The following is a 13,116-nucleotide window of genomic DNA, read 5'->3' on the forward strand; positions in this document are numbered from 1 at the left end:
CGTGGCGCGCAAGATCACCGGCAGAACCCACGGCGATCCGCGCACCGCCGACACCAGAGCCAAGGTCAAGGACGACTACCGGCCCTCGCGTGACGAAATCCTGCGCTACATCGCCGAAAATCCCGATCGCGCCGGCAAACGCGACATCGCCAAGGCGTTCGCACTGCGCGGCGACGACCGCATCTGGCTGAAGGATATTTTGCGCGACTTGCAGGACGAAGGCGTCCTCACCAAGGAGCGCAAGGGGCTGGCTCGCGTCGGTGCCCTGCCCCATGTCACGGTCCTCGATATTTTCGACCGCGATGCCGATGGCGTGCTCTTGGCCCGTCCTACCGAACACACGGCCAATGGGCCGCCGCCCATCGTCTCCATCCGCCTGTCGCGCAGTGGCAGTGGACCGGCGCCCGGCATTGGCGACCGCGTGCTGGCCAAGACCTTTCCGGCCGACGACACGAACGTCGCCCTGGGCGGCCCCGCCTACACCGGGCGGGTGGTGAAGATTTTCGAAAAACGTACCGATGCCGTGCTCGGTGTCTTTCGCATCTTGCAGGACGGCACCTTCCGCATCGAGCCGGTGGAACGGCGCCAGCCCGAACTGATCGTCGACAAGGAATTCCAGAACGGCGCCAAGAACGGTGACCTGGTGGAGGTCGAGCCGGCGCGGGCTTCCCGCTATGGGCTGCCGAGGGCCAAGGTGCTCAACGTGCTGGGCTCTCTGACCAGCGAAAAGGCGGTCTCGATGATCGCCATCCACGCGCACGACATTCCGCATATCTTCCCGGCCGACGTCATCGCAGAATCCGAAGCGGTCAAGCCGGCGACGCTGGATCACCGCGAGGATTGGCGCGACCTGCCGCTGATCACCATCGATCCGGCCGACGCCAAGGACCATGACGACGCCGTCTTCGCCACGCCGGATCTCGACGAGAAGAACCCCGGCGGCGTGGTTGCCACTGTCGCAATCGCCGACGTCGCCGCCTATGTGCGCTACGGCACGGCGCTCGACCGCGAAGCATTGAAGCGCGGCAATTCGGTCTATTTCCCGGATCGCGTCGTGCCGATGCTGCCCGAGCGCATCTCCAACGATCTCTGCTCGCTGCGGGAGGGCCAGGACCGTCCGGCGCTCGCCGTGCGCATGGTTTTTTCAGCCGAGGGCCGCAAGCTCAGGCACTCCTTCCATCGCGTCATGATGAAGTCGGCGGCAAAGCTCGCCTACCAACAGGCTCAGGCGGCAATCGACGGCGCGCCGGACGACAAGACAGGTCCGATCCTCAAAACCGTGCTGAAGCCACTGTGGGACGCCTATGCGATCCTCAAGCGCGGCCGCGACGGCCGCCAGCCGCTCGAACTCGACCTGCCGGAGCGCAAGATCGTGCTCAAGGCGGACGGCACCGTCGATCGCGTCATCGTGCCGGACCGGCTCGATGCCCATAAGCTCATCGAAGAATTCATGATCCAGGCCAATGTCGCGGCGGCCGAAACGCTCGAGGCGAAGAAACAGGAACTGGTCTATCGCGTCCATGACGCGCCATCACTGGCCAAACAGGAATCGCTGCGCGAGTTCCTGCAGACATTGGGCCTGTCACTTGCGCGCGGCGCGCAGATGCAGCCAAGCCAGTTCAACGGCATTTTGGAGCGCGTGCGCGGCGCCGACAATGAAGGCCTGGTCAACGAAGTGGTTCTGCGCTCGCAGAGCCAAGCCGAATACTCGCCAAAGAACATCGGCCATTTCGGTCTCAACCTCCGCCGCTACGCCCATTTCACCTCGCCGATCCGCCGCTATGCCGATTTAATCGTGCATCGCGGACTTATTGCCGCACTCGGATTGGGTCCCGGCGGGCTGACGCAGGACGAAGCGGTACGGCTCGAAGATGTCGCGGTGCTGATCTCCGGCACGGAACGCCGCGCAATGGCGGCCGAGCGGGACACGGTCGACCGTCTGATCGCCGCCTACCTTGCCGAACGCGTCGACGACCGGTTCGATGCCCGCATCTCCGGCGTCACCAAGTCAGGACTATTTGTCCAATTGCCGCAGTACGGCGCGGATGGTTTCATCCCGGTGTCAACATTGAACGGCGATTACTATATATACGACGAAACGGCCCGCTCCCTGTTCGGAGAACGCTCGGGCAAAGGCTACCAACTCGCGGACCGCGTCGAGGTCCGTCTCCTCGAGGTGGCGCCGATGGCCGGGGCGATGCGCTTCGAGATGTTGACCGACCCAAAGCCTCTGCCGGGCTCCAAGCGGTCGTTTCACAAGGCCAAGGGCCGCGCCCGCGCGTCGCAATCGCGACCGGGTTCGCGCGGCAGGAGACGATGATGACAACAGCCATGGAAGAACAGGTTTTCGGCGGAGAACATCACTCGGGCCGGACCGCGCGCCCGCTGTGGACGGCGATGAAGCGCGGCCTGCTCGGCCGCTGCCCGCATTGCGGCGAAGGCAAGCTGTTTCGCGCTTTCACCAAGACCGTCGACACATGCAGTGTCTGCGGCGAGGAATTGCATCACCACCGGGCCGACGACCTGCCCGCCTATCTGGTCATCGTCATCGTCGGCCATGTCGTGCTGGGCGCCTTCATGGGCGTTGAGGCCACGTCGACGCTGTCCACATGGCAGCACATCGCCATCTGGGTTCCGCTGACCATCCTTTTGTCGGTTGCGTTGCTGCAGCCGATCAAGGGTGCCGTCATCGGACTGCAATGGGCCTTCTATATGCACGGCTTCGGCGGCGAGCACGACGTGATCGAGCCGCATCCCGGAGCCTAGGCCGCAGCCAAGAATGCTGCCTGGCGCAACATACCGACCGTGAAAGGCCACTTTCGCTTGCCAGAAGTTTCCGCTAGGTCCTGCGCATGGACGGTATGACCAAGGCGGAAGTCGACAGGATCGAGCGGAGCATGATCGCTCATAGCGACCGGCCAATTCGCCCGCGCGACGCGGCAACCCTCATCCTGCTCGACCGCAAGGACGATGACGTGCTGGTTCTGATGGGTCGCCGTCATGCCGGCCACGCCTTCATGCCGGGCAAGTTCGTCTTTCCCGGCGGCCGCACCGATCCGGCCGACAGCCGCATACCGGTCGTCGCCGCATTGCACCCGGAGCAGGAAGCCAGGCTGATCGCCGGACCGGGCCGCACAAGCGCCGCACGAGCCCGCGCCATCGCCCTGTCCGCCATCCGCGAAACCTATGAGGAAGCCGGGCTGCTGATCGGCCGCAAGGGTGCTTTCGCAACCCCCAGGCCCGATTGGCAAGGCTTTGCCGAACACGGCGTGCAACCCTCTCTCGACATGCTGCGCTTCGTTGCGCGCGCCATCACGCCGCCCAACCGGGTGCGCCGCTTCGACACCCGCTTTTTCAGCGCCTGGCGTGACGACGTCGCCGTCGAACTGCCCGGTGGCAGTCCCACCAACGAGCTCGAAGAACTGGTCTGGCTGCCGCTCGCCAAGGCCAGGGAAGCCGACATACCCGACATCACCCGAATGATCCTGGACGAGCTGGAAAAGCGCCTCGCCCATGATCCACTGTTGCGTCCAGGCGGACCCGTGCCCTTCTACCGGCTTGTCCGCAGACGCTTCACCCGCGAACTTCTCTAGAGCAATTCCAGGAAAAGTGTGACGCGGTTTTCCCGGAAAAGCGCTCAGCACTTTCCTTAGATCAAACAGGCAGAGTATTCAGCATCCCATGACGGTCGATACCCAACCACAGGGCGACGAACGCGTACACTGGCTGCCGATGGTGGCGGCGATCTCGTCGATCAGCGTCGTCGGCATCGCCATCGGCCTCGGCATGCCGCTGCTCAGCGTCATCCTTGAAACGCGCGGCCATTCGGCTTCGATGATCGGCCTCAACACCGCCGTTGCCGGCCTCGCCTCGATCGCCGGTGCGCCGCTGGCTACTCCGCTCGCCATGCGGTTCGGCGTTGCCTGGACCATGATCGCCATGATCGCCGCCGGCGCGCTGGCCTTTGTCGGCTTTCATTTCGCACCCGATTTCTGGATGTGGTTTCCACTGCGCATCGTGCTGCACATCGCGCTGACGGTGCTGTTCATCCTGTCCGAATTCTGGATCAGCACCTCGGCGCCGCCGCACCGACGCGGCCTTGTGCTGGGCATTTACGCCACTGTCCTGTCGCTCGGCTTTGCCGCCGGACCGTGGCTGTTCGCCCATCTCGGCAGTTCCGGCTTCAGGCCGTTCGGCGTCATCATCGCCTTGGTGACGCTGGCGGCGATACCCGTGCTGGCAGCACGCAACGAGAGCCCCTCGATCGCCTCGGATGGCGAAACCAGCAATTTCCTGCGCTACATCTGGCTGGTGCCGTCGGCGACCGCAGCCGTGCTGGTGTTCGGCGCGGTGGAAACCGGCGGCTTTGCGCTCTTCCCGATCTATGGCAGCCGCATCGGCTATTCCGAGGCCGATGCGGCCCTTCTGCTGACCATGATCGGCCTCGGCAATGTGTTGTTGCAGATCCCGATCGGCATGATCAGCGATCGCGTCAGCGATCGCCGCTACCTGCTGATTGCCTGCGCCACGGTCGGTCTTATCGGCACCGTCTTCATGCCCTTCTTCGCCCAGAATTGGCATTTGATGGCCGCGCTTCTGTTCGTCTGGGGCGGCGTCGTCGCTGCCATGTACACGATCGGCCTTGCCCATCTCGGCTCGCAGCTTTCCGGCCATGAACTGGCGTCGGCCAACGCCGCCTTCGTGCTGTGCTACGGTGTCGGCATGGTGCTCGGCCCGCAGGCGATCGGCATCGGCATGGATGCGTTCGGCCCGTCCGGCTTCGGCTGGTCGCTCGGCCTGTTCTTCGCCGCCTATATCGCTTTGGTCGCCGTCAGGTTGGTTCGCAAGATCCTGCTGTAGCGCAACTGCCGCCAGCCCTGCATTTGGCGCGCACGGTGGCAGGCTGCTGACAGAACCGTGTCAGGAGCACAGGGCTAAAAGAGTGTCCCAAAACACTTGAGGACACTTCCATGATCGACAGCGGCTTTGAAACCACATCGCTACGAATGACACTGCTTCTGCTCGTGACCTTCCAGGCTCCGGCCGCCGACGTCGACCGCATCATGGATGCTGTGGTGGCGATTGCGCCGCTGGCCATGGGCAAATATGACCGCAATGCCTATCAGTCGGCGCACGGCATCGAACGCTACAGGCCGCTTGACGGTGCGGCCGCCGGTGCCGAAACCGAATTGCGGCGGCGGCCCGGCACGGTCGAGGTTTCCTTCGAACTGCCGGACGATCAGGTGCTGGCCGCCCGCGTCGTCGAGGCGATTTTCCAGGCCCATTCCTACCAGGAACCGGTGATCCGCATTCAACCGATTCTCGCCAGCCGTTCCAAGGGACTGGACGACCGCGCCAATCCGAATCGCTGGTGGAACACGACCGGAGACTGGAAGAAGGTTGCGTCACCGGCGACAGAAACCGCATGATTTCCGTTCACCAGCAGGCTCAGGCGGGTCGCACCAGGCTTGCCGGGCTTGACTTTCCGGGCGCGTTCTTTATGTGTCGCGCCAAGTTTCCCGCGTCCGGGTGTTTCCCCGTGCTCCAGCGGCCAAAACCCCACGAACAAACGGACTGATATCATGGCCAAAGCCGCAAACATCAAGATCAAGCTTCTGTCGACCGCCGACACCGGTTTCTTCTACGTGACCAGCAAGAACAGCCGCACCAAGACCGACAAGCTGTCGTTCCGCAAGTACGACCCGGTCGCCAAGAAGCACGTCGAATTCAAGGAAACCAAGATCAAGTAATCTGAGTTTCCCGCTGCAATGCCGAAACGCCGCCCAATGGGCGGCGTTTTTCGTTTGTAACCAGTTGATTTCGTTGCACGTGAGCAGAGACTGCAGCCAAAAGGATTGACCCTTCGCCAAGGTTGCGGCACCCTTCGCCGTGGGTTGGGTGTCATGAACAAGGCGCCTATGGATGTCGAAGAAGGTGAAAGCTGCAATCATTGCAGCCCTTGTCGCTCTGGTTGCTGGCTTCGCCGTCAGCAACGGGCTGATAAGCCAGCAGACGGCCGATGAGATCAAGGCCAGGACTGACCAGGTTCTGAGTGAGGAAGAGGCCGCACCGCCTGCACCTCAGCCTGACAGTCCCGCCGCGCCTTCCACAGAACCCCCACCGCAGGCTCCGACCCCTCCCGCCGCCGCACCCCCGCAAGGCTCACAACAGGGTCAATGAAGGAGCCCCGCCAGTATTGGCTCCTCTCGTGCGATCGTGCCACCTTGAGTGTATCGTTTTAATACAATCGGCGATTGGTAGACTTGCACCACGGATAGGCAGTTAGTTTCAGCGTCAGGCAAAAAGGGGGGAAATGCCTCGCACTGGGAGAAAACGATGTCCGTACAAAAAGGCGACTTTCGAACCAACAGAGCCGACTACGTGATTGCCGCGATGCATGGCGGAGTGACCGCCGACGACAGCGTTCGAGACGAGAACCTAGCAAGGAGAAAGAAGTCCCTGTGGCTGAAGGAGCGGCGATCGGCCAAGTCGGCTGAGAACCCGTTGGACAGTTCGCCGCTGTCCAAAAGAAGCCCTCGCGGTTAGCGGTCTACAATCCACTTCCGCGATCACACCATATCCGCACACAACCCACTCGCCCATATTGCAGGCGCCGCCGTCGGTGTTGACTAACTCCGACGGCGGCCCAATTCGTGGCGAAACGACCTCCGTTCTCTTGAGAAGACGGCGGGACTAAGGTCTTGCGCTGTAGACGCAAAGGTCCGAGTGGTCCTGTTAGGTTCCGGAAATGTCTGTTGGACGTTCCGCTATTTTATCCAATTGAAATGTAGCGTTACCTGTATTTCCCGCCCGACATCGGCGCCCGATACTGCTGCCCGACGCTCGGCTGTGTCCCCTCAGCCGATGCGATCACCGCTTTTCGGATCGAACAGATGCAATTGGTCTGGTTCGACAACCAACCTCACCTCGTCGCCTGGCTTCACGCCGGCACGGCCCATGGCAAAGACGCAAAGCTGCTGACTGGCCAGCTTGACGTAGAACTGCGTCGAAAGCCCGAGAGGCTCGACCACACCCACCTCGCCCTTCAACGCGCCCTCATCCGCCAACTTGATATGCTCGGGCCGCAGACCGACGGTGATGGCGTCACCGTCCGTCAGCGGCAGGCCTTCCGGCAGCCGCAGCGCCTGGCCATCGGTCAGTACAGCCTCCGGGGTACCACCCTTGCAAACAATCGCCGGCAGGAAATTCATGCCGGGGGAACCGATGAAACCGGCGACGAACATGTTGGCCGGCCGATCATAGAGATCGAGCGGTGCGCCGACCTGCTGGATCAACCCGTCATGCATGACGACGATCCGGTCGGCCATGGTCATCGCCTCGATCTGGTCATGCGTGACATAAACCGATGTCGTCTTCAGCTGCTGATGCAGCGCCTTGATCTCGGCGCGCATATGGACGCGCAGCTTGGCGTCGAGGTTCGACAGCGGCTCGTCGAACAGGAAAACCTTGGGATCGCGCACGATGGCACGCCCCATGGCGACGCGCTGGCGCTGGCCGCCGGACAGTTGCCGCGGCAGGCGTTGCAGGAACGTGTCGAGCCCGAGCCGCTTGGCGGCGCCGTCCACCCTGGCGTCGATCGTCGTTTTCTCCGCCTTCTTCAGGAGCAGGCTGAAGCCCATGTTCTTCGACACGTCCATATGCGGATAGAGCGCGTAGGACTGGAAAACCATGGCGATGTCGCGGTCCTTGGGTGCCACGTCATTGACCAGCCGCTCGCCGATGCGGATCTCGCCGCCGGAAGCCTCCTCCAGCCCGGCGATCATGCGCAAGAGCGTGGACTTGCCGCAGCCTGACGGCCCAACCAGGACGACGAACTCGCCATCGGCGATTTCAAGGTCGACCGCGTGCAGGACGCGGACGGCGCCATAGTCCTTGCGGACGTTTTCGAGCGTAACAGAGGCCATCGATCTATCCTTTGACGGCGCCGGCGGTAAGGCCGGTGACGAGATAGCGTTGCAGGAAGGCGAAGAAGATACAGACCGGGATCAGCGCCAGGATGGACGCCGCCATCATCTGTCCCCAGTCGACGGCGAACTTGCCGATGAAGGTGAGCAAGCCGACGGCAAAGGTCTTCTGGTCGTCGCTGGAAATCAGCATCAGCGCGAACAGAAGCTCGCTCCAGGCGGCGGTGAAGACGAAGCCGAGCGTGGCGCCCATGCCGGGCAGCGTCAGCGGCACGATCACCTTGCGCATGGCCTGCGCGCGGGTGCAGCCGTCGATCATCGCGGCCTCTTCCAAATCCTTGGGGATGCCGTCGAAGAACGACTGCATCAGGAAGGTGGCAAAGGCCGTGTTGAAGGCGGTGTAGATGATGATCAGCCCGGTCAGGCTGTTGATCAGGCCGATCTGCCCCATCACGCGGTAGATCGGCGGAATGACCATCACCAGCGGAAAAGTCTGGGTGAGCAGCAACATCAGCGCCAGGGCTGCCTTGCCGCGAAAGGTGAAGCGCGACATGGCATAGCCGGCGAGCGTGGCGATGATCGTCACCAGTGCCGCCGTCGAGACCGAGACGATGACGCTGTTGAGGAAATAGCGCGGGAAATCGGTGGCCTCGAGCACGGTAACGAAGTTTTGCAGTGTCATGTGCGACGGCCAGAAGGTGATGCCTTCGGAATAGAGCAGCCGCTCCGGCGTGACCGAGATCTTCAGCGTCCAGTAGATCGGGAACAGGGCAAACAGCACGTAAGCCGCGATTGCCGCGTAGAGGCCGATGCCGCCGAAGAAGCGCTGCGAGGTTGAACGTCCTGCTATCATCAGACGTGCCTCACCAACGTGCGGCGGATGCCGATCAGCGCAATCGCATAGGCGATGAGCAGAACGAGCAGCAGCACCGCCACCGCCGAGGCATAGCCCTTGTCCAGCGATTTGAAGGCGCTGACATAGATGTAGACCGGCACCGTGTTGGTCGAGCCGGCCGGTCCGCCCTCCGTCATGACGAAGATCAGGTCGGCGAAGGTGACGATCCAGATGGTGCGCAACATCACAGTGATGGCGATGGTCGGCGCCAGGAACGGCAGCGTCACCTTGGTGAAGCGCTGCCATGGCGAAGCGCCGTCGATGGCCGCTGCCTCATGCAGTTCCGACGGAATGGATTTCAGCGCCGCCAAAAGCGTGATGGCGAAGAACGGAATGCCGAACCAGATATTGGCGACGATCGGCCCCCACATGGCGGTGGCGGGATCGGAAAGCACATTGGTCGGTTCGGCCTTCAGCCCCAGTGCAAACAGCCAGTGCGGCAACGGGCCGATGATCGGATTGAACAGCCAGGCCCAGGTCAGGCCCGACAGGAAGGACGGCACAGCCCAGGGCAGGAACACCAGGGCTTGCACAGCCTTGCGGCCGCGAAACGGCTTGTCGAGCAGCAGCGCCAGGCCAAGGCCGAGGAAGAACTGGAAGAACAGGCTGGCGACCGTCCACCACAACGTGTTGACCAGTGCCTGCCCCAGCACCTGATCCGACAGCATCGCCTGATACTGTCCAAGCCCGACATATTCCGATTTGAACGCCGAGAACTTACGGAAGGAGTAGCTGATGCCGATGACCAGCGGCACCAGCAGCACCACGACCAGAAGGATGATCGCCGGGCTGAGATACAGCCATGGTTCGATAGCGGCATGCGACAGCCGCTTCTTTCGCGGCTGGCCTGCGGATCGGATTTCAGACACGGCATAAGTCATTGGGTGCTAAATCGTCTCCTGGAGGAGCGCCGGAATTGGCGACAAGCGTCCTTCTCCCCGTTCACGGGGAGAAGATGCCGGCAGGCAGATGAGGGGCAGCGCGAACCTATCGAGGCATAGCGCCGCCCCTCATCCGGCCCTATCGGGCCACCTTCTCCCCGTAAACGGGGAGAAGGGAAGAAAAACTACTTCTTGTTCTTCGCCAGCCAGTCCTGCTGTTCCTTGGTCAGGAAGGCAGCCCATTGGTCGGCGACGTCCTTGGCCGTCTTCTGGCCAAGCAGCACTTCCTGGAAATTCTTGATCGCCACCTGGTCGACGAAATTGCCGAGGTTCTCCAGATGCGTCGGCGGGGTGACCATTTCATATTTGGAGCTGTCGCTGAGCTCCGTGAACCAGCCCTTGAACTGCTCCGTCTTGAAATGGGGATCCTGGTCGGCGCCGTTGTGGATCGGAACGACGCCGACTTCCTTGGCCCATTCCAGATTGTCCTTCGGCGACAGAAGCGTCGCCATCAGCTTCCAGGCGTCGTCCTTGTGCTGCGAGTTGGCAAACATCGCCCAGCCGGCATAGCCCAGCGTCGGATAGGATTTGCCGCTCGGCCCGACCGGCAAAGGCGCCACGGCGAAATCGTCGGCGCTCATCTTGTCGGCGATGCCGAGCAGCGCGTCCGGATCCTGGTTGAGCATGGCACAGGTGCCGGAATAGAAGCCGGTGACCGTTTCATTGAAACCCCAACTCACGGCATCCTTCGGCGCCAGTCCGTCCTTGTACATGTCGGCCAGCATCTGCAGGCCCTTGACCGAGCCTTCTTCGTTGATCGTCGAAGTGCCGTCCTCGTTGAAGTAGCCGCCCTTGCCGGCAGCAATGTTCATGAACATGTGCATGCCGTTGAAGGCGCCCGGCCCGCCGCGCAGGCAGTAGCCGTACTTCCCCGGGAGCGCGGAAATCTTCTTGGAATCGGCGATGAAATCGTCGAGCGTCGCCGGCGGTCCGTCGAGGCCGGCCTCCTTGAACAGCTTCTTGTTCCAGAACAGCGCGTTCACATAGTAGCCGTAGGGGATCATGAACTGGGTGTTGTTGACGGTCGAGCCGAACTGCTTGGCGCGGTCGCCCAGCGTCTTGGCATCATCCCATTTGGCCATATACGGTCCGAGATCCTCGAGCTGGGCATTGTTGGCATAGAGGCCCATCCAGCGTTCCGGCATTTCGACGATGTCAGGCGTATCGCCGGCCTGCACCATGGTCAGGAATTTCTCGAACGCCTGGCCCCAGGGCAGCGAGATAAGCTCGACCTTGATGCCCGGATTGGCGGTTTCGAACTCGGCGATCTGCTTCTTCAGGAATTCGGTGCGCGGCGGGCTGGTGATGACTTCGACCATTTTCAGTGTCGAGTCGGCCACGGCATTTCCGGCGGAAATCGCCAGCCCCGCAACGGTGGCCAGCATGACGGTCAGTTTTTTCATGTTCAAGACTCCCATTTTGAACCCGCTTGTTATTTTCTGGCTTTTTCGAAGGCCTGGGCGACGTCAGCCCACAGGTCTTCGACACTCTCCAATCCGACATTGAAGCGGATGGTTCGGGGGCTGACGCCGAAGCGCGCCATCGAATTCAGGCCCGGCGTCTGCTCCAGCGACGCCTTGGCCGGTACGACCAGGCTTTCATGCCCGCCCCAGCTGACGCCGATGCGGAAATATTTCAGCGCGTCGACGAAGACGGGGATGTCGATATCGTCCGTCACCTCGAAGGAGAACAGACCGGCATAGCCGGCCAGCGTCGCCTTGCCCGGGTGGTTCGAATAGATGGGGTGGTTGACCCGCTCGACACTGGCATGCGCCTTCAGCCGTTCGGCGATGGTCAGGCCGCTCTTCATGTGGTGCGGCAGGCGCAGCGGCAGCGTGCGCAGGCCGCGCAGCAACAGCCACGCCTCGAACGGTGACAGCTTGCCGCCGAGATAGGAATAGGTCTGCTCGTTGATGTGCTTGATATGAGCGGCCGAACCCGCCACGACGCCCGCGACGGTGTCGCTGTGGCCGCCAAGGTATTTCGAGGCCGAATGCAGCACCAGGTCGACACCATGCGTGATCGGCTTCTGGAAGACCGGCGTCGCCCAGGAATTGTCGATGGTGGTGACGATGCCCTGTTCCTTGGCCAACCGTGTCAGATGCGCGATGTCCTGCAACTCGAACATCATCGAGGTCGGGCTTTCCAGATACAGCAGCTTGGCGCCGGGAAGTGCCGCCGCCACCGCATCCGGGTCGGAGCCGTCGACATAATCAACCTTGATGTTGAGCCGCGGCAACAGCCGCTCGAACAAACGGTAGGCATCGCCATAGCAATTGCGCACCGCCACGATGCGCTCGCCTGCCCCAACGAACGCAAGCACCGTGGCGCTGATCGCCGCCATGCCGCTGGAAAAGCCGCGCGCGGCTTCTGCGCCCTCAAGCGCTGCCACGCGCGCCTCGAACTCCATCACCGTCGGATTGTCGCCGCGCGAATAGATCGGCTGCTTTCGTTTGCCAGCAAAGGTATCGGCCATCTCGGCATAGCTGGCGAAGGTGAACAGCGAGGTCTGGTAGATCGGCGGCACCACCGCACCGCCAGGGAACGGTTCGTCATGCGCCAAGAGTGTCGCCGCCTCGGCGAGATAGTCGTGATCGAAACCGGATGGATGCTCGTTCATGTCTGGCTCGAAAGTTTGAGTTTGGCCGCACCGCGCTTGAGATCGTCCTCGACGGTGGCGATCAGCTTGAGCGCTTCGGCGCGGGCGCCCTGCGGGTCACGGGCTGCGATGCATTCGTAGATGGTGCGGTGATAGGGAAAGCTGGCATGGCCGAAATCGCGAACGCCGAGCGGATGCTCCCAGAAGCGGTGGAACAATTCGTACATGGCGGCGATGATCTGCTCGAACAGCGGATTACCCGAGGCCCGGTAGATCGCCTGGTGGAACTCCCAATCCTCTTCCGACGACATGCCGTCGCGCGTGCGGAACGCCTGCTCCATGATGTCGAGCTTGCGTGCAATTTCGGCGATGTCGGCCTGGCTGGCGCGTTCGGCGCAAAGGGCTGCGGCCTCCGCCTCCAGCGCGCGGCGGATCTCCATCGTCTGCATCAGGCTGGTGAAATCATTGCCGCCCGCCAGCGTCAGCGGCATGTGCAGCATATCGTGTGAAACAGCCGCCTTGAGATAGGTGCCGCTGCCCTGCCGGCGCTCGACGAGGCCGAGCCCTTCCCAGCGTGTCAGTGCCTCGCGCACGGTGTTGCGGCTGACCTTCAGCCGCTCGGCCAGAATGCGTTCGGTTGGAAGCCGCTCGCCCGGCTGCAAGGCCTCGGCGCGAACAAAGCCCACCAACGCCTTCAGCACGGCGTCGTCGCGCGCCGTGGTCTGAATGGGGGGCAGGCTGTTCTGGTCCACATTT

12 protein-coding genes are annotated in these 13,116 nt (G+C 62.4%); 6 read left to right on the forward strand and 6 right to left on the reverse strand.

Translation table 11 applies throughout. From position 1 onward, the window contains the following. Nucleotide 1 precedes the first annotated feature (1 nt). From rnr to rpmG, 6 genes are all read left to right on the forward strand, one after another. Entirely contained in the window at nt 2-2,320 is a 2,319-nt protein-coding gene (rnr, locus tag NP503_RS18150) for a ribonuclease R (RefSeq protein ID WP_127272297.1), read from the forward strand. Between the two features lie 11 nt (nt 2,321-2,331). Beyond that, nucleotides 2,332-2,766: a DUF983 domain-containing protein gene (locus NP503_RS18155; RefSeq protein WP_174800363.1), complete on the forward strand. Its 435-nt coding sequence runs from the start codon at nt 2,332-2,334 to the stop codon at nt 2,764-2,766. 86 nt (nt 2,767-2,852) lie between these two features. Continuing rightward, nucleotides 2,853-3,593, forward strand: a complete 741-nt coding sequence (locus NP503_RS18160; protein ID WP_127271326.1) for an NUDIX domain-containing protein — start codon at nt 2,853-2,855, stop codon at nt 3,591-3,593. 88 nt (nt 3,594-3,681) lie between these two features. Next, nucleotides 3,682-4,860 (forward strand): MFS transporter, encoded by a 1,179-nt coding sequence (locus tag NP503_RS18165; protein ID WP_023810543.1) that lies wholly within the window; start codon nt 3,682-3,684, stop codon nt 4,858-4,860. A 110-nt stretch (nt 4,861-4,970) separates the two neighbouring features. Further along, nucleotides 4,971-5,429: a hypothetical protein gene (locus NP503_RS18170; RefSeq protein WP_127271458.1), complete on the forward strand. Its 459-nt coding sequence runs from the start codon at nt 4,971-4,973 to the stop codon at nt 5,427-5,429. A 153-nt stretch (nt 5,430-5,582) separates the two neighbouring features. Beyond that, nucleotides 5,583-5,750: a 50S ribosomal protein L33 gene (gene rpmG, locus NP503_RS18175; RefSeq protein ID WP_006201775.1), complete on the forward strand. Its 168-nt coding sequence runs from the start codon at nt 5,583-5,585 to the stop codon at nt 5,748-5,750. Nucleotides 5,751-6,857: 1,107 nt separating this feature from the next. On the opposite strand, the gene NP503_RS18180 is transcribed toward rpmG, so the two are convergent. From NP503_RS18180 to NP503_RS18205, 6 genes are all read right to left on the reverse strand, one after another. Then, nucleotides 6,858-7,925 (reverse strand): ABC transporter ATP-binding protein, encoded by a 1,068-nt coding sequence (locus NP503_RS18180; protein WP_127271561.1) that lies wholly within the window; start codon nt 7,923-7,925, stop codon nt 6,858-6,860. A 4-nt stretch (nt 7,926-7,929) separates the two neighbouring features. Further along, nucleotides 7,930-8,778: a carbohydrate ABC transporter permease gene (locus NP503_RS18185; protein WP_027036797.1), complete on the reverse strand. Its 849-nt coding sequence runs from the start codon at nt 8,776-8,778 to the stop codon at nt 7,930-7,932. Continuing rightward, nucleotides 8,778-9,701, reverse strand: a complete 924-nt coding sequence (locus NP503_RS18190) for a carbohydrate ABC transporter permease (protein ID WP_127270752.1) — start codon at nt 9,699-9,701, stop codon at nt 8,778-8,780. The genes NP503_RS18185 and NP503_RS18190 overlap by 1 nt, the downstream gene beginning before the upstream one ends. 185 nt (nt 9,702-9,886) lie before the next feature. Then, the gene (locus NP503_RS18195; RefSeq protein WP_127270754.1) at nt 9,887-11,164 is read right to left on the reverse strand and encodes a sugar ABC transporter substrate-binding protein; all 1,278 of its coding nucleotides are present in this window, start codon (nt 11,162-11,164) and stop codon (nt 9,887-9,889) included. Nucleotides 11,165-11,193: 29 nt separating this feature from the next. Beyond that, nucleotides 11,194-12,381: a PLP-dependent transferase gene (locus tag NP503_RS18200; protein WP_127272295.1), complete on the reverse strand. Its 1,188-nt coding sequence runs from the start codon at nt 12,379-12,381 to the stop codon at nt 11,194-11,196. Continuing rightward, a complete protein-coding gene (locus NP503_RS18205; RefSeq protein WP_027036801.1) occupies nt 12,378-13,112 on the reverse strand; it encodes a FadR/GntR family transcriptional regulator in 735 nt (244 codons plus the stop codon). The genes NP503_RS18200 and NP503_RS18205 overlap by 4 nt, the downstream gene beginning before the upstream one ends. Nucleotides 13,113-13,116 lie beyond the last annotated feature (4 nt).

This window comes from Mesorhizobium sp. SEMIA396 (assembly GCF_024518615.1).
In the GTDB taxonomy this organism is placed as follows: Bacteria; Pseudomonadota; Alphaproteobacteria; order Rhizobiales; family Rhizobiaceae; genus Mesorhizobium.